This window comes from Rubritalea squalenifaciens DSM 18772 (assembly GCF_900141815.1).
Taxonomy (GTDB): Bacteria; Verrucomicrobiota; Verrucomicrobiia; order Verrucomicrobiales; family Akkermansiaceae; genus Rubritalea; species Rubritalea squalenifaciens.
Window position 1 is genome coordinate 73,973 of record NZ_FQYR01000009.1, and the last position, 18,623, is coordinate 92,595.

Here is an 18,623-nt window from a genome sequence, read left to right on the forward strand (position 1 = left end):
AGTGTGGGTGAAGAAAAGGCGAGAGGCTACAGCCCTCGCCTTGTGGTTCATGGGTGGAGGCTGGGCTTGGCTCAGTTCGCCTGTGGTGTGGCGGAGTATTTGAGTCCTTCCACTTCACGGTAGGCCTGACCGTTCTTTTCAACCGGGCTGAAAGAGAAGACCCACTTCCAGGTTGGTGCGGACTTCACGAGCACGGTGTTCCAGCCTTTCTTGAGCCTGATCTTGGTCGGTTCGCGGCTGGTGTAGATCTGGTCGATGAGGGCGATCTCTTTGCCAATCTTACCATCATTCTTCCACTTCGGCGGATCAATGCTCTCGCCGTTGATCCAGATCTTGCAGGCAGGGTTAGGGCCCCAGTTGCCAGCTTTGGCGATTCCGGCACGGCCATCAGAGCTGGAGATGGTGTTGAAGCTGATCCAGGCGTCTACTTCTTGGTCCACCGGGCTGTAGACGTAGGTGTTAGCCCAGACGATGTCCTTGCCCTTTGGTTTTCCCTTGTAGTGGCTGTTGAAGCCAAAGAAGTGGCGGATATGAATTGCGCCGCCGTAGACGGGCTTGCTCCAGTTGTAGACTCCGCCGTTTACCTCGTAGCGGTCTTTGACGATGCCCTTTTCCAATTCAGGGACGGCACCGTTTTCGACTTGGCCGAGCAGACGCCACTCGATCTGGTGGGTCTTGACCATCGGGAAGGGAACCTTGGTGAGGAAGCGGTCGCGCTGTTCGGCGATGCGGTTTTCGAAGTCGGCAAAGGCGTCGTACTCCTTGCTGCCTTTGTCTGGGAGTATGGCCCAGTAGCCGCCGTAGTTGCCAGCGATACCTTTCCAGACGGCCTCGGAGTAAGCCACCATGGCAGGGATGACCGGGTTGTTAGTCAGAGTGAGTTTCTGGTCGTCCACCTTGGTGTCCGGCCAGTGGCAGAGGATGCCTCCGAGCTGATGCTCGTTGCCGTGTGGTGTGCGGCATGGCTGCTGGAAGAACATGCGGGTGACGAAGTCGAGCGCCTCCAGGTGGTTCACGTAGTTAGAGCGTGAGTCGATGTGCTGCACGCCTTTGAGCGGTGCGGACTGAGCCCAGGTCTGCTGGACTTGTTTGGCGCCTTTGAAGGTCATGCCCTTCCACCAGCCGATGACTTCACGTCCATTGTCCTGCACGGCTTTGTGAAGGGCTGGCAGGTAGTTGCTGTTAACGTGCTCTTCCCTGTGGCGGACCTCGTCGGTGCCGACGTGGAAGTAGGGCATCTTCTCTTTCGGCACGAGGGCACAGATCTCATTAATCAGATCCACCATCGCCTCGAGAGCTTTCGGGTCTTTCATGTTGTCCACACCCACACCCTTGCGGAAAGCATCGCTGTGGCCAGGGGAGTCAAACTCAGGAATGACGGTGATGCCACGTGCCCAGCAGTAGTCGACGAACTCGACGAATTCCTTCTGAGTGTAGTACTTGCCGGGCTTGCGGGTGAAGGTGGAATCCTTTTGAAGGTCTGGGTACTTCTTGCTCTCTAGTCTCCAGCCGTGGTACTCGGTGACGTGGAAGTGGAAGATGCTGTATTTGTAGGCCGCCATCACATCGATCTGCATTTTAAGCTGGTCGAGGGACTGGAAATTACGGCCGACATCGTGCATGAAGCCGCGGATCTTGAAGGCAGGGTAGTCTTCGATCTTGCAGGCTGCCACGGTAGTCTTGCCGTCTTTGCGTACGATCAGCTGTCGCAGAGTCTGAAGCCCGCGGTAGAGACCCGTGGTGGTATTGGCGGTGATCACCACGCCGCGTGGCTCGGCTACCAAAGAATACGCTTCATCGTCCTGCCCTTCCCACTGAGCGGGTGCTTCTACCTTGCCGATTTTCAGCAGGATCTTCTTTTTAGCCTCTTCGGAGACAGTGATCTTGTTTAGCTCCAGCAGCTCTTTGAGCTCGGTTTTGAGCTGGCTGAATCTGAGGGCATCATCCCCCTTGGCGGGTAGAGTAAGGCTGGCCTCTTGCAGAGGGATGGCATTATCTCCCCAAGTGATGCTTTGTGGCAGGGGGAGCAGGGCTGGTTGCTGTGGCTGGACTCCCGAGTCCGACGCCTGCAGGCTGAGACTCAACAGGCCAGACAGCATGCAGAGTAAAAGTGTTTTAAGTGCTTGTGTACGTTTCATAAGGATCACTGAGTGGATTCTCTGGATCAATGTACGGGAATACTCCTGACTCTTATCTGTTTAGCCTGTGGTATGGATATCGTACCAGTATGCGGTAGGATGGAGGATGACTGGTCTGATATCCAGAGAAGAGTCTAGAAATAATAGCCGAAGTTGATGTTGAAACGGGACTGCCATTCCTGCTCCTCATTGGCGCCGAAGTCGGTCAGCGGGTCATCACCGACAAAGAGATTCCCATTGGAGTAGGCCCAGTCGCAGTAGATGTGCCAGTTGCCCCTGGTGAATGACATGCCGAGGACATTCATGGCGGAGTTCTTGAGCTTGCTGCCAGCCGGATCATGGCCGTCTTTCAGAATCACGGAGAAGTCGTTGTAGAAGGTGATGTAGTCCAGCCAGTCGATATGATCAGTTTCCCATTTGTAGGCGATCCCCAAGGCGGGGAGTAGGGCCCGGGAGGCCACCGGGGCTTCGTAGTCATAGGCACCCATGCCTATCAGGTCATTGCTCAGGCCGCTGCTGCTGCGGTAGTCGGCAGCGTAGTCCCAGGCACTGAGTTGGCTAATGACTTCCCACGGCCCACGGTTCCACTTGGCGTGAATAGCCGCAGCCAGTTGGTGGGAATCATGGGCATAGCGCTTGTCTGCTTCTAACAAGCCAGCTTGAAACGAGGCGCCTAGAGCGAGGGTGTTGTCCTCCTCAAAAGTAAAAGTTCGGATCGCGCGCAGGTTGATCTGGTGGCGTTCACGGTAGTGGGAATGGGCCGAGCCATTGTCGATGATATCATAGGAATAGCGGCCACTATCGCTGGAGTCGCCAAAGAAGTTCGGCTCCGCACCCAGGTAGTAGGCAAGGTCGATCTGCCAGTCGCCACAGGAGGTGGTGTAGCTTACGCCCATGTCCATGTCGTCCGTCAGGCCCACATAGTAGCCCAGGTCAAAGAACCAGTTGTGCGAGGTGCCGTAGGCGCCTGCCCCGAAGGGAACACGGTTAAGTCCCACCCGGATGATCGAGTCGTCCTCGTTGCGCCAGCCGGCCCAGGCCGTGTGTGGAAAGTGGTAGCCGTTGTAGAAGCGATACTCCGCCTTGGCCGTGAATCCTGTACCAGCCTTGTTGTAGTCGAAGTTCGTCCGGAAAGTATCGAGCTCGAAGTTGCCGCCATTGCCGCCGCGCTGTGGACCGGGTAGACCATCCTCCTGGTACGAGCCCAGCACGTAGTTTGCACGGATCGCTCCGCCTATCTGCAACTTGCCGATGCTAAAGCTGCTGTCAGCCGGGATACGCAAGGGGACTGGCAAGGGGGTTGTTTCCTTGGAGGAGAATGCTTTAGGGGGAGGGTTGTTCTCTTTCTCTGTCGCGGCAGCCAACTCACGGCGGGCCTGATCGAGTTCTTTCTCCAAGGCGGCTACTTTGTCGCGCAGTGCATCCACATCCTCCTGCGCATGCACAAGAGAAGGGACAAAGGTAGCGGCTGCAAGCAGGATGGTGGGTTTCATGAGCCAAGTCTGTGTTAGATGGGGGTAGTGTATTAAACACTATATGGTGCCAGTAATGCAAGGTTGTTTAGTCTAAGTCAAATACAGTAGAAGCATGAGATACAGGTCCACTAAGGTCGTGACATCTTCTCAGATGTATACTAACAGAATTAGAATTGGTTCTGATAGAGATGAGTAAAGGGTTCTTTCATACCACAGGTGAATGTATCTTCAGCCCTCCCTTGGGGAGTGGAGGGGGCATCGTGCGTCGTGATGGTAGGACGACGGAATGGTGGATGATTCTCCTCTGTGATGCGGAGATCGGTTCTTACATGCGCGAGATGTATCGCCGGGCCACGCACGGCGTACACAAGCTGAATGAGCCACTATGGGGAACCCATGTTTCCGTGATCCGTGATGAACGCCCCAGTGTGATGGAGTACTGGATGTCCCTAGAGGGAAAGGAAGTCAGCCTGTCTTACTCGAACCATATCGAGCTGCACGCGGGTTATGCCGTCGTGGAAGTGCGTTGTGATCCTATACTGGACTACCGCGAAAAACTCGGCCTCGCCAGAGAACCCGAATGGCCATTGCACATGACCATCGGGAACTTGAAGTGATTTTTCTAATGGGAATACTTACTTTAGGATGATGCGGTAGATTTGGGCACTAGCGCTTGGGTTCTGGAATTCCAGGGTAGCTTCGTGTGTGCTGGTGTTGAAGCTAGGGGTGGCATTCTGTAGTTCAGCGGTGGCTCCATTCGTGGTCTCATGCACTTTGATGTTGTAGCTTAGCTCTGGGCTGGAGTCACTATGGATGCTCAGAGCTGTCTGGCTGATAGTGATATAATGAATCTGGTTGTCACTATAGAGGCTAAGATCTGAGGCTTGGCTTTGGATCAGGGTTAGAAGTTCACTATCGTCCTGACCATTGAGGAAACCGAGAGATTGCAGGGCTTGTTCCGTATCGTTACGTACTCCATCGTTGTCATCATCAGTGAATGTAGCCAGGTTGGAATCAACGCCGTTGTTAGGAGTTGCCATAAAGATTCTATAAAAGGTAGTGCTGTCGCTAGTCATTGCAAAGAGCATGCTGGCGTCCCCGCTGGTATTATCCTTCAAATGAGATGTGAGGGTGAGATCGGACCAAGTGGAGAGATCTGTGCTTTTCTTGACCTTGAAATTAAGTGTGAAGGTATCTCCGGTTTTCGAGATGTAGGGCATTCCACCGAGGTCAAGGCTTGCTGTGGAATGCATGCCGAGGCCTGTGGCATGAGTACGAATTAGATCAGCACGGGCTGTGTCGCCGTTTGCTGGATTAAAGCCCAAACTGGCCAATGCTACCTCTGCTCCATCACCCACAGAGTCGCCGTCGGAATCTACTTCATTCGGGAGGGTGCCGTGTACCGCGAGTTCCGTGTAATCATCCAGGCCGTCCCCGTCACTATCGGTTTCATCGGATGCAACAGTTGATTTGAGGCTGATGATAAAAGGGTTGTTGTCTGGGCTTGAGCTGGCGATGGAGATGCTGGCCTCTAGCTCACCTTCGAAATCAAAATTAACTTTGCCGACGAGAGTCGCATAGGAGTTCGGTGCGATACTACTACCCGGAGTCGTGGTGAAAGTGATCTTGCCTGCATGAGTGCCAGTGGCGGTCACTGCGATGTCATTGAGAGGGGCAGCAGATAAATTATAGACGACAAAGGCAAAATCACCTTCGGTGCCAGTCTTGCCGATACCAAGGTTATAGTCTTCATGATTCACTAGGGTGACTGGTGTGGAGTCATCTACCGAGATCACGGGGGCGACGAAGCCTTCGTAGGCACCCAGGTCGATGGTGTCCTGCTTCCGCGTATTGCCTGCAAGGTCAGTTGTGGTGCTGTTGTAACTGTTAGTTCCGATGTCGAGCATCGGGGAGTCCTGTTGTAAGCGATAATCTCCATCAAGTGTGGGAGCTACTGCTGGGGCAGCCTTTGATAGAAAGAGGGGATCGTTAGTGCTACCTGTGCCATTGATGTTTGATGATCCGTAGGCATTGAGAGAACTTGCTGTGTAGTTCTGAATGAGACTCTTTGAGCAGGATAAAGTGGAGTTTGAACCATACAGGGAAGCGGCGGTAGTGTTGGTGGAACCATTGCTGCGGTTGTTCCAGATGATGGTATTTCTGAGAGTGATGAGAGCTGTGGTTGCCTCGATCGCACCTCCCGTTCCATCTGTATCATTTCCAGAAAATGTGCAGTTAATCAGAGTAGTCGCCTGAGTAGTCTGCTTGATACTTATTGCGCCACCTTGGTCTTCAGCGTAATTGCCGGAGAATAGACAATTGGTAAATGTAGGCGCTGTATAGATGTTCGCCACTTGTACCGCTCCACCGTATCCTTTACCGCTGATGCCCGCATAGTTGCCTGAGAAACTGCAGTTGGTAAAGGTCGGAGTGGCGTTGTTATAGACATAGGCTCCTGCTCCGTAGCTAGCGATGTTTTTGGTGATCGTGCAATTGCGGATCGTTGGAGAGCTGCTGAGGTAGAGGCCGGCTCCTCGGTGATGAGGAAAACTGCCCGTGCTGGCATAGCCGCTGGTGATGGTGAAACCATCAAGTACTGCAGAGGAAGTAAGGCTGTTGCCTGTGACTACATGGTAGGCGTTATCACTGATGTTAGTGTAGTTGTTTCCATCGTCCTGATTCAAGTCACCTGAGAGTATGGTCGGATTAGCTAGCGGATCCCTGGTGCCACCTCCATTGGGATACCCGCCGTATATCGCGACGTTGTTCTTCATGGCGAAAGTAGCGAAACGGTTGCTATTGCTCTGATTTGTACCCTCATCAGGATAGTAGCTGCCCGCAGCCACTTGGATCTGATCCCCACTGTTGGCATAGTAAAGTGCTGTTTGAAGGTCTCTGTAAGCATTGGACCAAGAGGTGCCTGAGATGCTTCCGCTGGCATATTTGTCCACATAGATAGTCTTGGCGGATAGAGTGGCCTGAATGGTTACAGATAATATGGAGATGGTCAGTAATTGTCTCATAGATAGCAAAATCGAACAATGAAGCAGGGAATGTAGAGAGTGGACCTCTCTTGGCAAGAGTTGCTGAATGAAATTTCTGCCTGACAAGGCCGAGCTCTCTGAGTTGAAGTGGCACGTCTCCCTACTCTGGCCTTCATCCAGATATCAAGTATGGCAGAGGGAGTGGGATTCGAACCCACGGTGGGCCTGAAAGCCCACACTCGATTTCGAGTCGAGCGCCTTAAACCAGCTCAGCCATCCCTCCTGATGATACTGCTCAATAGCGTACTGACCGTGATAACGAATCCCGGGTCATGGTGTCAAGGGGAGGAGTGATGGGTCACTTCAAGGTTTGGGAGTCTCCAAAGTATTTCCACTGCCCGTTCTCTTGCTTGGCGTAGGGTGGGAGAAAAACTCATTCACGCCCATGGCAGCAGGTTCAGAGAGGATCATGTCAGGCTCTACAAACATCACCCGCAATGGTGGACCAATGCGGGTGGCGGGCACAACGGCAATCCTGCGGATAGTGGATCCTGCGGGTGTAGTGGTGGATCTTTATAGGCTTCTACTCCGCCACTACATATTCCTTTTCCCTGACCTCGATGTTGGGCGGGATGCGGGTTTGAATGAAATGGAGTGTTGTCTAAATATGGCTGCTGGCTAAACTGGCGAGGCTTATGCAAAGAGTGTTTTTAATGGCTATGCTGTGTTGTGCGTGCTTCATACTCACTTCAGGGTGTGAAATGAGGTTTGGCGAGGATGTTGAATTGTCTGGTGATCAGTTTGATCAAGTGAAGCTTGATGAAGTTTCCAAGATAACAGGAGTTCAATTTCCAGAGGGGAGCAAGGGACTGGAGTATTTTTATTTGGGCTCAGGCATCGACGATGCCTTGGTCGCTAAGGTCCAGATACCGGACGATCAAGTGGAAGCGTTTCTCTCTAACTCTGTTTTCCAAGTTGGTAGCGAGGAGGGTGGTCCTTTGAACGGCTTGGGGAAAGCATGGTGGGATCCGAGTTCCCTAACGGAGCGCGTAGACCGTCGGCAAGAGCTCCCAAATGCCCAGTTTTTGGAACTGTCCTGTGGCCGGGAGAAGGGACAGTTTGTGGTCTATATAGGCTGGATGACTTCTTAGATATCCTTATGAAATCAGTCTGGATCTTTAATGGTGATAGCGGTCGGTTTCCCGGTGGTGCATTTTCAATACGTGAAAAAGCTGAGGAGTGGATCAAGGTGCATAGCCTGAGCGGCGTACTAACCAAGTATCCGATGGATTGCGGTGTCTATGATCATGCCGTAGCAGAAGGTTACTTCACGCCTAAAAAAGACTACCAGAATTCTCCCGCATTTATCAGTGCATTCACTTCGGCCAGTCAGGAGCATTACCATTATGAAAATGGAGTTCTGATAGAATAAGGTTCTCTTCTGACCTTAAGTTCAAGCGGCTCACTGATGTCGAGAATATCGCTGAGGGACTGTCAATGGATGTACCGTAACTGTGGTGTAGTTATTCCCTGGGCAAGTAGGCAACGAAGCAATGGGTGGCCTTTCCGTTCAGCAGCAGGCTTCTACTCCGCCACCACATATTCCTTTTCCCTGACCTCGATGTTGGGCGGGATGCGGGTTTGCTCGAAGTGGTCGTAGCCGGGCTTGAGGTTTTGCCAGAAGGCATGCCACTTGTTGTCCTTGTAGAGGGCGAGGTTGTCCTCGGTCAGGCGGAAGGGGAAGGAGTGGACGCGGAAGAAGGGCTGGCCTTTGTCCAGCGCGGCATCGCAAAGGGTGTAGATCTCCTCGATGTAGTAGTCCGTCATGGCGAAGCAGCCGATGGAGACTCGGTTGCCGTGGACCATGAGGGCGGAGCCGGTGCGGCCATGGGCGCGATCGTAGGGGTTCGGGTAGCCAAGGTTAAAGGAAAGGTGGAAGCGGCTCTGCGGGTTCATCTGTCTGGGGGAGACGAAGTAAAAACCCTCCGGTGCCTGATGGTCGCCTTCCTTCTGCTTGGGGCCGAGTTTGCCGGACATGGCGGCAATGCGGTAGGTCTTGAAATGCTTGTAGCTCTCACCGTCCTGCAGCCAGACTTCCATCTCATGGCTCTGTTTGAAAACGCGCAGGAAGACCGGGCTGCCCAGGGTCAGGCCTTTTTCCCTCAGTTTCTGGTTCAGGCGGGAGGTTACGCGATCTGCGGCATCGCGGGCGCGGGTAGGGCCGTGGGCGTACTGAGAGGGGCTGAGAGTGATCTCGGGTGCGGGCATTTGTGGTGGAAATTCTACGTGTTCAGCACCGGTTGGTGGCTTGGCAGTGCTGCACTCTACCACGGTGCTGGAAAAATAAGCGAGTCCAAGCCCTGCTACGAGGGCGGCGGTGAGGCGTAGAATATGGGAGGGAAGGCGCAGTAGCATAGGCGTCTGGGATCAATGGTGAGGTAATATGTTGCTGAATATGAATGCGTTGTAATAAATGTACAGTTTTTTCTGGATTGCTGTGCCTGCTTGACAAAAGTGGAGTTATGACAGCGATCGGAATCATCGGCGGCAGCGGGCTTTATGCCATGGAGGGATTTGAGCAAACAGAGGAACGCGTGGTAGAGACACCATTTGGTGCGCCGTCTGATGCGCTGGTGGGTGGCACCATCGGTGGCCGCCAAGTCTGGTTCCTGCCTCGTCACGGCCGCGGGCACCGTATCCTGCCGCATGAGATCAACCATCGTGCGAATATCTGGGCGCTCAAAAGTCTGGGCGTGCGCTACATCATCTGCGTGACCGCCGTCGGCAGTCTGAAGGAGGAATACGCCCCGCGAAACATTGTCCTGCCGGACCAGTACTTCGACCGCACCGGTCGCCGCGAGCACCATACCTTCTTTGGCAAGGGCATCGCCGCACACATAGCCTTTGGCGAGCCGGTGAGCGAGGGTCTAAGAAATCTGCTCTATGAATCTGCCAAGCAAGAGGGAGCCACCGTCCACAATGGCGGCACTTATGTGAATATGGATGGCCCGGCCTTCTCCACCAAGGCGGAGAGTGAAGTGAACCGTAAGCTGGGCTTCGATGTGATCGGCATGACTAACGTGCCGGAGGCGAAGCTCGCGCGTGAGGCTGAGATCGCTCTCTCCACCCTCGCGATGGTGACCGACTACGACTGCTGGCATGAGGAAGAGGAGGCCGTGACCGTGCAGACGGTAATTGGTCACCTGACTGCCAATGCCAAGCTGGCTCAGAAGATTATCCAGCGCACCGTTCCTCACATTCCAGAGGACGCCAGCTGGCCTGAGCACTCCGCACTCGATACCGCCCTCATCACCCCGAAGGAATACTGGCCGGAGGACACCGCCAAGAACCTCGCGCCGATCATTGGTAGGTTCTGTTAGTCCACCACGGAATACTCGGAAGGTGCAGAAGTGGACTCATGAAACGCAGGCATAGTGCTGTGCGGTATGCTGAGTAGTCATTTTACCACGAATTACGCGAATCTCACGAATGGGCCTGACTGATGAAACGAAGACAGGGTGACGGGGGCGAGCAATGATGAATCAAGCATAGCCCGCATGCCCCACCCTGGAGAGGTGATGGAAGCTTATTTCTCCAGCTCTGGGGCCAGCTGGAGCATGAACGAATTGTCGCCCAGATACTGCCAAAATTTCTCAAGGTCCACAGATCTGAGCCATCGTCCGTTGTCGCGCTTGTTCTCAAGGTCTTTGTTGCTTGCTAACATCTTCATGCCATCCAGCTCAGTGAAGGTCCACTCAGTGGAGTAGAAGTGAGAATCGCTACTTGGCTTCAGAAGGAGTGAGGTGTCCGTTTTCGTGTAGCTGCCGCTGGCGGGGTACTTCTCCCGGTTGCCGACATCGCTGTAAAACCAGTAGTCGAATCTCTTTGTCTCCTCTTTGAGTGCAATGACTACTCCCATGTGGCCTTGCCAGCCGCGCATGATCCAGACCTCGGAGTAGGGGCAAGCTGCTACCTTTTCTTGTGCTGCGGCCTCTGCTGAGGCCTTGCCCTCCTCCTTCTTCTTACTTTCGCACGAGCAGATGAGAAGCAGACCTATGAAGAGGGATGCGGTCTTAAGGTGGCCTGTCATGCTTTTGGGATTAAGTGTTAGTCTGCTACGCCAAACAAAGCTTCGCCTCTGCGTACGAAACATGGTCTCTGTATTTAGAGGGTGATAGCTGGGGTGTAAAGGTTGCGGGATCAAGAAATGCGTTGTTAGTGAGCGAGCCTCTTGGTATAAAGTGATGTTCGTTATTGTTTTTCAATCCCTGCCCCCATTTTTCATGAAGCTCCGATATCTTCTCTGTCTTTGTTCCTCTCCCGGTTTATTGAGTCTATCAGTAGTCGCGCAGGATGCGGCGCGTTCACTGGTGGAGAAAGAACCCTACGTGAGTGAAAAGCGCCTGGGGTTCTACTATCCCAGTTCGCTGAATCTGGTGATCCCAGTAGGGGAGAATGATCTGGAGGATACAGAGCATCTGGAGCTCTATCTCTCGGTGAAGTACGGGATCTATGACCGGGAGTTGAGTGGCCGGGGGAGCAAGTATGTCAACCGCTGGTTTGTGCCGGACCGTCTGGATTACGTGCACAATGCCCGCTATGACCTTTACGCCTTTGGTGGTGAGGATGACTATAATAGTCCGCTGGTTTCCCGGGATCAGAATCCGGGCTTGCTGCTGTCCTTTGACCATCGTTACTCGGGGGGAGGCTCGCCTTTGTATCAACGGCTCGAGCTGGGGGTCTTTCACCAGTCCAATGCGCGGCCAGATGAAGCCTCGGACATGGACCTTAATAACAACGGCATAGACGATGCGCTGGACCACCGCCTGAGCTCCAGTGGGGAGATCGTGGATTCTACCCTGGAAGCGGTGAGCCGTGACTGGAACTATGTGCTACTGGCTGCCACCTACGGTAGTGCACTTGATGGAAAAGTGGAAAGCAATGCGGACTCCTGGTGGAATGTGCGTGCCGAGGCCCGGCTCTACTTTGGAGAAAGGCAGGAGGATATCTGGTGGGTCGACTTACGGGATGAGCCGCGTATCTCCGAGTACGATGGCATCCGCCTGACGGCGGAGTATGCCTGCAAGCTGCGCTGGTTCGGCTGTGATCCTGCTGAGCCGAATCTCATTACCCGGCTTGAGCTGAAGACGGGGATCGGGGGCTGGGAGGATCTGGACAATCTAACTTATGCCGCCTCACTGAACTATCGACTGAATGATTCCCGCGCCTGGCTGAACCTTTCTTATTTTGACGGCTATGGCAAAGACAACGTGACCTACCACCGCGAAAGCCAGTTCATCGGACTGGGGGTGACGCTGCGCTAGTTCCACTTCAAGTGAACCGTGTCATCGTCATCGCGGTCGTCTTTGTCTTGCTCTTCCTCTGCCTTGCGCCTGCTCCAGGTCTCGCTGCTGTGGTTGGAGCCTACTAGCAGAGCCCTGCGTTCTGCGGCCTCTGGATCGAGTCCCTCTGCAAGAGCGTTCTTATAGACGCGGTCATGAGAGCGGTCGTATGGGGAACCGTAGATCACGTCTTTGAGGTAGATGGTGTCTGAGCAGGAACTCAAACTCAGGGCCACAGCTGTGCCGAGTAGGATGCGAGACGGGAATAAAGGCATGTTAGAGTCTGCTATGAGTGCTGCGACCTTGTCAATCAGCCTTCACGGGCTTGCGTGGCCAGAGCTGTTTGGTGTCTGAATAGATCAGGTAAGAAAGGAAGGTGATGGCTGCCGGAATAGCCAACCATAGACCTGACCGGTTGTTTTCTGCACAGAGGGCGAAACCTACAACAAGAGCTGGGACAAGCAGGGCTGCCGCAAGCTCTGCATAGTGAGTCCGCGTAGGAGTAGGGAGCTTTCTCCGGAGCATCATGCTTGCGAAGAAGCCGCTATAAACCATCGCAAAGGTCAGTGAGCTGCCGAGCTGCCACCTGAAGATGAGTGATGCCATGGCTGCGGAGAGCATCAGCCAGCTGAGCACGGCCAGGCTTTTCTGGCTGAGCTGGGGGAAGGAGGCTTTGCGCTGGCTGCGTTGGAAATGCTGTTCGTAAGCGAGCGTGTAGCTGGTGTCGTAACTGATCGAGGTGATGTGCTCGAGTTCCACGATGGTGGTTTCCTCATCGATCACCGCCTCGGTGGAGAAGAATTTGAGGTGGACCTTCATGTCCTCGATTTTTTCGATGAGGCCAATGTAGAACATGTCTTCGTCCTCATTCTCTGTTTCCTCCTCAAAGATGACGACTTTGTGCTTGGGCAGGCAGGAGAGAAACTCGGGAATCCCCACACTGGGAATCTTGTCGAGAGGATTGTAGGAGTGAAGCTCCCCCTCTTGTTCCATCAACTGCTTATGGAATGCCTGCGTCTTCCCGCTCTTGAGGGATGTGATGTCTCTCTTGCGGATGAAGACCACGCCATTCAGGCGAAAGTCCTCTTCCTTGAGTAGCATGACCCATTCCTCATCATGATAGAGGATGAATCCATCCAGTGTGTTCGGGTCGATCTCATCCCGCTCAATCTGCACCAGAGCAAAGGATTCGCGGTACTCGTCTAGTAGTAGTGAGGAGAATGCAGACATTTGATGTTATCTTTTAAAATGTAGATACGAGCTTTCCTGATTTTTGGCGTGTCACCTGATTCACTGACCCCTACTTCATGGAGGTAACGAGCAAGCGATTCATCCTGTCCTGCTTCGATACAGATCGGTTCGGAATCGCCAGTTTTATCTATACAGACTTTCATCGTTTAGTTCAGTGTCGTCAGAAAATCTGAATGCAATGACAGGCAACCATTCCTGCACTGATGCAGGTAAATCGGAGAGTTGCAGAGGTGCCTGAGGGGAATAGAGTTTACTGTAAGCGCTTGTGCCCCGTGTGTAGATTTTGCGGTCGTATACAAATACACCTTTCTCAGCATAAGATTTAAATTCAAGGTCCGGCTTGCAGCCAAGTCCAAGCAGGGGCTCACGAGATGGAAGCCTTGAGATGGATTTCCAGAATAGATTATGTGTCTCTCTGTTATTGAAGATGGAGGCTGGAATGTATCCTTCTCCCCATGAGGAAATAATGGCGACCTTGCCTTCCGTATCTGTACAGGGCCAATCGAACTCAAGACCTCTGACCTCCTGGCGATTGGTCGGCCATTCAGCTTCTGAAAATGAAGGTGCGACCATTAGCTTACATGGTTACTTTTGCTCTTACCCACACAGGTAGGTAGCAGATGATGAGTGTTCCGCCTAGTAGGTAGAAAACTGTCTGGAACTGGGGAATAAGGAAGATGCCGTGTGCGATGACTTGTAAGGAGATGAATAAGCCGAAGCCGTACACCAGGAGCTGCGCCCATGGGTTCTTGATACGATTCACCGCGAAGAATCTGATGGCGAGCGCGATACTGGAGGGGATAATGAGGATTCCCCAGAAGAAGGGATCTAGCTTTGTTGTAAAGCTGTTCGTATTATCGGAGCTATTGCTTAAAAATGCCATCAGCATGAGGCTGGTAAGTATCACGAACGACCACGCCAGGCACATGAACACTTTAGCGGCTATCTGTGAGCCGGAAGGAGATGCTTGCATGAGCCATGCTAGTTAGAGTTCGAGCCGTTTGACGACTATTAATTGAAGTAAAAAAAACGGGACCCGTAGCTGGTCCCGTTGGTGAAATCGATATTTTGTTAGGAGACTTAGATCCTCTCGATGATGTCTTTCTTCGGGTAGCGGACCTTGGGGAGATCTGCGTACTTGTCGTCTTCGGAGCGGTAGCCGAGCGGGCAGGCCACCACGGTGCGGTAGGAGGTGTCCTCAAGGCCGAGGATGCGGTCGTACTCGGTGGGGACGATGCCTTCCATCGGGCAGGCGTCTACCTTGAGCATGGCCGCAGTAGCCATCAGCTGGCCGAGTGCGATGTAGACCTGGTGTTTGGACCAGAAAAGCAGCTGCTCATCGCTCATGCGGGAGATGAAGCCTTTCATCATGTCGTGGTAGCCCTGCAGGGCTTCACGGTCGCCGCCACGGGCATCGATGGTGTGCTGGAGGAGCTTCTCCAGTTCGTCATCGCTGACAGATGCGTGGGCGCAGAGTACGACGAGATGGGAGCAGTCGACCACCTGGCGTTGATTCCAGGAATAGTCTAGCAGTCTTTCCTTGGTAGCCTGGTCAGTGACTACGATGAATTTCCATGGCTGTAGACCGAAGGAAGACGGGGTGAGCGTGAGGCTGTCCTCGATCGCATCCCAGGTCTTGTCGTCGATCTGCTTGGTCGGATCGAATACCTTGGTGGCGTAACGCCAACGGAGTTGCTGGATAAGTTCTTCTGTAGTCATGATCTGTTCTTTCTATTCGCTTGAGAAGCTGACTGGGAGGTTGAGGCCCGGAAAGGCGCGCAGGCTGAAGCTGAGTAAGACGCCGAATTCCTCCCGGCGGCGGTTATCCCTATGCATGATTCCGAGGGATGCAACCCAGCTGTCGAAATTTCTGTGAATGGAGTAGATTTGCTCCTCCAGGGTGGAGTCATCCATTTCCCACTGCTGGTAGAAGTCCAGGCCCCAATCGTCATTGATCCGGTAGTAGGCCTGCAGGTCGAGTCGGTTGCTGTCCAGCAGGGTGGGGTGGCTACTGAGGTAGCGGTGGCGTACCCTGAACTCGAGATCGCGATGCGGCATGAAGGCGACTACGGAGCTGACTTCGGTGAAGCCCTCGCCGGAGATGGGGAACTGGGTTTCCAGGCCGAGACTCATCCAGGGGAGCGGTGACCAGTAGAGATCGTTGTAGAAGTTGGAGAACTCCCGGTTGAGTTCGGGGTCGTTGATGAAGTAGTCCACATAGGAATCCATGGTGAGCCAGAGGTGGCTGCCTTGGTTTCTTTTGGTGAGAAGCTGGTTGCGTACGCCTAGTCGCAGGATGCTCCAGTTGTTCATATCATCGAGCGCATGGAAGCGGCCCACGCCGAATGGTCGGGGGCGTACGGTCGGAGTGAGGCGCTCGATACGTGGGAAGGAGGAATCCAGCTCATCCGTAGAGAGTACGGAGAGGTTGGCGTAGGGCTGGAGCACATGAAGCAGTTCGTTGACGCCCCATCTCTCTGAGCGGGCGTTGCTGTAGCGCTTGGTGAACTTCATGGCTGCATCCACTCCGGCATAGAGATTGGTGCGGCTGAAATTGACATCGTCGGCACCGGCATCCCAGTAGCGGGTGTAACCGGCTCCGGCGCGAGGCGTGAGCGTGATGCCGTCCGCAGGGTTCAGCGGAAGGGCAAACTCCTGCCAAGTGTTGAAGCGGGCATAGTCTCTTCTTTCGAGCAGGGAATTGGCCTCGGCGATTTCTGCCGGGGTGCTCATCGGGTCGGAAAGGCTTTGGCGTAATTCCTTCCTGCGGATGTCCGCTAGATCTTCCCTATAGAATCCAAAGGAGGTTTTGCCCTCATGGAGAATGGGGGACTTGAAGAGCGGGTGCTTGACCTGATCGAAGTAGATCTCCGGCATGCGGGTATCCGTCTGGTAGAAGTCATTGATGCGGATGCGGGCAAAGGCGCCTAGCTGGTAGCGGTCATTTCGGAGCTGGACTCCCAGGATGTTATCGGGCTCAGGGTTGGTATTATACTGCCCCATCTCGAAATCCTCTAGGTAGTAGCGGTCGCTTAGCCAGGTCAGGTTGGCGTCGTAGATGAGCTGGTGGTCGGCCACGGAGTCGGACTCGATCCGGTATTTGAACTCGGCGCGGTAACGGTCCTCATTAACGTGGTCGCGGGGAATCCCGGAGCTGGTGGTATCCGGGGAGAGGTCGTTCGCGTAATAGAGTTTCAGCCAGCCGAGGTTCTCGTTGTCATCCAGGCGGGTGTCGAAGAGATCCACGCCAGTGCCAAGTCCTCGCTTGGAGCGAAAGTCCACTAGCCACTGGGAGAGCAGCCAAGGCTCCCCGTCTGCGCCAGTCAGTAGATCTGAGTCCGTGCCCAGCATGATCCCGTAGCGGTTGAGAAGGAAGCCGCCCCAGCGTGAGCGGGCACCGGGAATAAAGTGGTAGCCCAGGTCGGCATCCAGCGGCTGGGAAAGATAAGGCAGCCAGAACACTGGCACATCACCGAAGTAGAGCTTCATGTCGTTGAACTCCACTCGCTCATTCGGGTAGACTTTCACCTTGTCCGCACGTATCCAGTAATTGGGATCCTGGGCGTCGTGCGTGGTCACGGCGGCGTGGCGCCCTACATAGACCATCTTGCCGTCTTCTTCTTCGCTTTTAAAGGTGCCGGCTTCCAGCAGGATGGGATCCAGGCTGGTGCGCAGTCCGTGGGTCTCCAGCTTACTCTTGCCGTAGTCATAGACGGCTGAGTCACCACGGTGTAGTAGGGTGCCTTGATAGATCTTTACGTTGCCTCTGAGTAGCAGCTTCTCTTTCTTGGTGTCCAGGATGGCTCGGTTCGCAAAAAGTTGCATCCCATTGTCTGCATTGACCTGAATGTTGCCATCATAGCGCAGCATACCAGTCTCGGCATTGTACTCTGCACCCTTGCTGGAAAGGATCTGGATGTTCTCCGGCATTTTAGGCATCAGCTCCAGGCTGCCGAATCCTCCCTTTTTAAGGTCTCCTTGCTCAGGATTCTCTGCGGGGAGATCCTGCGCGTAGGTGAATGTGCTGAGGCCGAGCACAGCTAGGGAGGCTGCAATGCATTTCATGATGCCTCTATATGGGGTCTGAGCGCTGTCCAAGTAAAGTTGAAAGGCGCGGCATTCTGCCCCAGCCGTCTATTGACGCTGCGGTAGGAGAGGTTAGATTAGATATATGGAGGAAATGCATGTTGGTGTGATCGGGGCCTCGGGTTTCATCGGGAGGAATCTCTGTGATGCGTTAGAAGCTAAAGGTCACACGGTGATCCGTATCTCTAGAAGAGAGCATTCCGCTCCCGGCCAGGTATGGAGGGTACTGGGTGAAGACTGTATCCTAGGCTTGGATGCCATAGTCAATCTGGCGGGTGATCCTATTGATAAGCGCTGGACAGATGAGAATAAGAAGAAGTTCCGTGAGAGTCGTGTCGGCCTAACGAAGGAAATCAGAGGATGGCTGGAGCGAGCCCCAGAAGATAAGCGGCCCAAGATCTGGCTGAATGCCTCCGCCGTGGGTTACTATGGTGACCGTGGGGAAGATATCCTGAATGAGCACAGTCCGGCTGGGAATGATTACCTCTCCGAGCTGTGTGCAGACTGGGAGAGTGCGGCTCATGAAGGACGCTTGGAGGGAGTGCGTGTCGTAAATCCGCGTATAGGTGTCATCCTGGGAGAGGGGGGCATGGCCTGGATCAAGATGAAGAAGGTATTTAGTACCGGGCTCGGTGGTAAACTAGGTAATGGGAAGCAATGGTTCCCCTGGATGCATGTGCATGACCTCGTCTATGGAATGGTGCACTGTCTTGAGCACGATGAAATCCATGGGCCGGTCAATATGGTGGCACCCGGAGTCGTGAGGAATGAGGTTTTCTCCCAGAACTTGGCCAAGGCTCTCGGCAAACCAGCGCTGATTCCGGTCCCTAGATTCGGCTTGAGGATCATTTTGGGCGAATTTGCCGATGCATTGCTGGCAAGTCAGCGGGTTTTTCCGGGAAAATTGGAGGAATCTGGATTTAAATTCGCCCATCCTGAGCTCGAAGATGCAATCTCAGACCTGCTGAAGTGATCACTGAGCGGCTTGTTTGACAAAAACGTCGAAAAAACTTCGGGCGTGAAAGTGTGTGTTTTCAAGGGGTTGTGGAGGGGGTGCGGGAAAAGTTCGAAAAAAGGTGCTGAAAGATGTTGACCCGGACCGGGAAATATGTAGATTGCGCCCCGCCCCGCCAGCCGGGGGGCACGGAAGAGACCGGAAAACGGAATGCCTGATACGCTCAGCAGCCGGGGTTCGAATCTCACCGGAACGGATCTTTAACAAGCACGGTCTGGCCAGTATGCGGCCTCTCGAAAGAGGGTCGGAAGGACTGGATCAGATGGAAGAGGAAAGACTGAATTGTGTGCTGCGGACGGATGAGAATCCGGCGCAGACGGCAGATGGCCAAA

General features: G+C 53.9%; 18 protein-coding genes and 1 tRNA gene. 7 read left to right on the forward strand and 12 right to left on the reverse strand.

The features are described 5' to 3' along the window. Window positions 1–71: 71 nt before the first annotated feature. Together BUB27_RS18390 and BUB27_RS18395 are read right to left on the reverse strand one after the other, a co-directional pair. Window positions 72–2,138 (reverse strand): family 20 glycosylhydrolase, encoded by a 2,067-nt coding sequence (locus BUB27_RS18390; RefSeq protein ID WP_143185358.1) that lies wholly within the window; start codon window positions 2,136–2,138, stop codon window positions 72–74. A 134-nt stretch (window positions 2,139–2,272) separates the two neighbouring features. Next, window positions 2,273–3,631, reverse strand: a complete 1,359-nt coding sequence (locus BUB27_RS18395) for a carbohydrate porin (protein WP_143185359.1) — start codon at window positions 3,629–3,631, stop codon at window positions 2,273–2,275. Window positions 3,632–3,801: 170 nt separating this feature from the next. Between BUB27_RS18395 and BUB27_RS18400 the strand changes: the two genes are divergently transcribed. Continuing rightward, a complete protein-coding gene (locus BUB27_RS18400) occupies window positions 3,802–4,230 on the forward strand; it encodes a hypothetical protein (protein ID WP_143185360.1) in 429 nt (142 codons plus the stop codon). Between the two features lie 18 nt (window positions 4,231–4,248). Here BUB27_RS18400 and BUB27_RS18405 read toward each other — a convergent pair whose 3' ends face one another. After that, a complete protein-coding gene (locus tag BUB27_RS18405; protein WP_143185361.1) occupies window positions 4,249–6,636 on the reverse strand; it encodes a right-handed parallel beta-helix repeat-containing protein in 2,388 nt (795 codons plus the stop codon). 151 nt (window positions 6,637–6,787) lie between these two features. Continuing rightward, window positions 6,788–6,880, reverse strand: a tRNA-Ser gene (locus BUB27_RS18410). A gap of 162 nt (window positions 6,881–7,042) precedes the next feature. Here BUB27_RS18410 and BUB27_RS18415 point away from each other — a divergent pair. From BUB27_RS18415 to BUB27_RS18425, 3 genes are read left to right on the forward strand one after another with little or no spacing between them, the layout of a single operon-like run. Further along, window positions 7,043–7,279 (forward strand): hypothetical protein, encoded by a 237-nt coding sequence (locus BUB27_RS18415; RefSeq protein ID WP_143185362.1) that lies wholly within the window; start codon window positions 7,043–7,045, stop codon window positions 7,277–7,279. A 31-nt stretch (window positions 7,280–7,310) separates the two neighbouring features. Beyond that, window positions 7,311–7,748 carry a hypothetical protein gene (locus BUB27_RS18420; protein WP_159435079.1) on the forward strand — a complete coding sequence of 146 codons (438 nt, stop codon included), beginning with the start codon at window positions 7,311–7,313 and terminating at the stop codon, window positions 7,746–7,748. Between the two features lie 8 nt (window positions 7,749–7,756). Beyond that, window positions 7,757–8,029 (forward strand): DUF7710 domain-containing protein, encoded by a 273-nt coding sequence (locus BUB27_RS18425; protein ID WP_143185364.1) that lies wholly within the window; start codon window positions 7,757–7,759, stop codon window positions 8,027–8,029. Between the two features lie 152 nt (window positions 8,030–8,181). Here the strand turns inward: BUB27_RS18425 and BUB27_RS18430 are convergent, their stop codons facing one another. Then, window positions 8,182–9,012 (reverse strand): L,D-transpeptidase family protein, encoded by an 831-nt coding sequence (locus BUB27_RS18430; protein ID WP_234991787.1) that lies wholly within the window; start codon window positions 9,010–9,012, stop codon window positions 8,182–8,184. A 107-nt stretch (window positions 9,013–9,119) separates the two neighbouring features. On the opposite strand from BUB27_RS18430, the gene mtnP reads away from it, so the two are divergent. Next, window positions 9,120–9,977 (forward strand): S-methyl-5'-thioadenosine phosphorylase, encoded by an 858-nt coding sequence (gene mtnP / locus BUB27_RS18435; protein ID WP_143185365.1) that lies wholly within the window; start codon window positions 9,120–9,122, stop codon window positions 9,975–9,977. A 206-nt stretch (window positions 9,978–10,183) separates the two neighbouring features. Here mtnP and BUB27_RS18440 read toward each other — a convergent pair whose 3' ends face one another. Beyond that, window positions 10,184–10,687 (reverse strand): hypothetical protein, encoded by a 504-nt coding sequence (locus tag BUB27_RS18440; protein ID WP_143185366.1) that lies wholly within the window; start codon window positions 10,685–10,687, stop codon window positions 10,184–10,186. Window positions 10,688–10,880: 193 nt separating this feature from the next. On the opposite strand from BUB27_RS18440, the gene BUB27_RS18445 reads away from it, so the two are divergent. Further along, window positions 10,881–11,921 (forward strand): hypothetical protein, encoded by a 1,041-nt coding sequence (locus tag BUB27_RS18445; RefSeq protein WP_143185367.1) that lies wholly within the window; start codon window positions 10,881–10,883, stop codon window positions 11,919–11,921. On the opposite strand, the gene BUB27_RS18450 is transcribed toward BUB27_RS18445, so the two are convergent. The 6 genes from BUB27_RS18450 to BUB27_RS18475 all read right to left on the reverse strand — a co-directional run bounded on the left by BUB27_RS18450 (window position 11,918) and on the right by BUB27_RS18475 (window position 17,255). Beyond that, window positions 11,918–12,214 carry a hypothetical protein gene (locus BUB27_RS18450; RefSeq protein WP_143185368.1) on the reverse strand — a complete coding sequence of 99 codons (297 nt, stop codon included), beginning with the start codon at window positions 12,212–12,214 and terminating at the stop codon, window positions 11,918–11,920. The two genes, BUB27_RS18445 and BUB27_RS18450, sit on opposite strands and share 4 nt — an antisense overlap. 31 nt (window positions 12,215–12,245) lie before the next feature. After that, window positions 12,246–13,169: a hypothetical protein gene (locus BUB27_RS18455; RefSeq protein WP_143185369.1), complete on the reverse strand. Its 924-nt coding sequence runs from the start codon at window positions 13,167–13,169 to the stop codon at window positions 12,246–12,248. Window positions 13,170–13,313: 144 nt separating this feature from the next. Next, the gene (locus tag BUB27_RS18460) at window positions 13,314–13,763 is read right to left on the reverse strand and encodes a hypothetical protein (RefSeq protein ID WP_143185370.1); all 450 of its coding nucleotides are present in this window, start codon (window positions 13,761–13,763) and stop codon (window positions 13,314–13,316) included. Between the two features lie 4 nt (window positions 13,764–13,767). Next, complete coding sequence (locus BUB27_RS18465; RefSeq protein ID WP_143185371.1) at window positions 13,768–14,163, reverse strand: hypothetical protein; 396 nt, start codon at window positions 14,161–14,163, stop codon at window positions 13,768–13,770. Between the two features lie 107 nt (window positions 14,164–14,270). Then, window positions 14,271–14,909, reverse strand: a complete 639-nt coding sequence (locus tag BUB27_RS18470; RefSeq protein WP_143185372.1) for a nitroreductase family protein — start codon at window positions 14,907–14,909, stop codon at window positions 14,271–14,273. Window positions 14,910–14,921: 12 nt separating this feature from the next. Continuing rightward, window positions 14,922–17,255, reverse strand: a complete 2,334-nt coding sequence (locus BUB27_RS18475) for an LPS-assembly protein LptD (protein ID WP_143185373.1) — start codon at window positions 17,253–17,255, stop codon at window positions 14,922–14,924. Window positions 17,256–17,361: 106 nt separating this feature from the next. Between BUB27_RS18475 and BUB27_RS18480 the strand changes: the two genes are divergently transcribed. Next, window positions 17,362–18,249 carry a TIGR01777 family oxidoreductase gene (locus BUB27_RS18480; protein ID WP_143185374.1) on the forward strand — a complete coding sequence of 296 codons (888 nt, stop codon included), beginning with the start codon at window positions 17,362–17,364 and terminating at the stop codon, window positions 18,247–18,249. The last annotated feature ends 374 nt before the right edge of the window (window positions 18,250–18,623 follow it).

Bases quoted from the DNA above. Each gene is read 5' to 3' on its own strand.
- BUB27_RS18390 (WP_143185358.1), bottom strand. From the start codon at position 2,138: ATGAAACGTACACAAGCACTTAAAACACTTTTACTCTGCATGCTGTCT.
- BUB27_RS18395 (WP_143185359.1), bottom strand. From the start codon at position 3,631: ATGAAACCCACCATCCTGCTTGCAGCCGCTACCTTTGTCCCTTCTCTT.
- BUB27_RS18400 (WP_143185360.1), top strand. From the start codon at position 3,802: ATGAGTAAAGGGTTCTTTCATACCACAGGTGAATGTATCTTCAGCCCT.
- BUB27_RS18405 (WP_143185361.1), bottom strand. From the start codon at position 6,636: ATGAGACAATTACTGACCATCTCCATATTATCTGTAACCATTCAGGCC.
- BUB27_RS18415 (WP_143185362.1), top strand. From the start codon at position 7,043: ATGGCAGCAGGTTCAGAGAGGATCATGTCAGGCTCTACAAACATCACC.
- BUB27_RS18420 (WP_159435079.1), top strand. From the start codon at position 7,311: ATGGCTATGCTGTGTTGTGCGTGCTTCATACTCACTTCAGGGTGTGAA.
- BUB27_RS18425 (WP_143185364.1), top strand. From the start codon at position 7,757: ATGAAATCAGTCTGGATCTTTAATGGTGATAGCGGTCGGTTTCCCGGT.
- BUB27_RS18430 (WP_234991787.1), bottom strand. From the start codon at position 9,012: ATGCTACTGCGCCTTCCCTCCCATATTCTACGCCTCACCGCCGCCCTC.
- mtnP (WP_143185365.1), top strand. From the start codon at position 9,120: ATGACAGCGATCGGAATCATCGGCGGCAGCGGGCTTTATGCCATGGAG.
- BUB27_RS18440 (WP_143185366.1), bottom strand. From the start codon at position 10,687: ATGACAGGCCACCTTAAGACCGCATCCCTCTTCATAGGTCTGCTTCTC.
- BUB27_RS18445 (WP_143185367.1), top strand. From the start codon at position 10,881: ATGAAGCTCCGATATCTTCTCTGTCTTTGTTCCTCTCCCGGTTTATTG.
- BUB27_RS18450 (WP_143185368.1), bottom strand. From the start codon at position 12,214: ATGCCTTTATTCCCGTCTCGCATCCTACTCGGCACAGCTGTGGCCCTG.
- BUB27_RS18455 (WP_143185369.1), bottom strand. From the start codon at position 13,169: ATGTCTGCATTCTCCTCACTACTACTAGACGAGTACCGCGAATCCTTT.
- BUB27_RS18460 (WP_143185370.1), bottom strand. From the start codon at position 13,763: ATGGTCGCACCTTCATTTTCAGAAGCTGAATGGCCGACCAATCGCCAG.
- BUB27_RS18465 (WP_143185371.1), bottom strand. From the start codon at position 14,163: ATGCAAGCATCTCCTTCCGGCTCACAGATAGCCGCTAAAGTGTTCATG.
- BUB27_RS18470 (WP_143185372.1), bottom strand. From the start codon at position 14,909: ATGACTACAGAAGAACTTATCCAGCAACTCCGTTGGCGTTACGCCACC.
- BUB27_RS18475 (WP_143185373.1), bottom strand. From the start codon at position 17,255: ATGAAATGCATTGCAGCCTCCCTAGCTGTGCTCGGCCTCAGCACATTC.
- BUB27_RS18480 (WP_143185374.1), top strand. From the start codon at position 17,362: ATGGAGGAAATGCATGTTGGTGTGATCGGGGCCTCGGGTTTCATCGGG.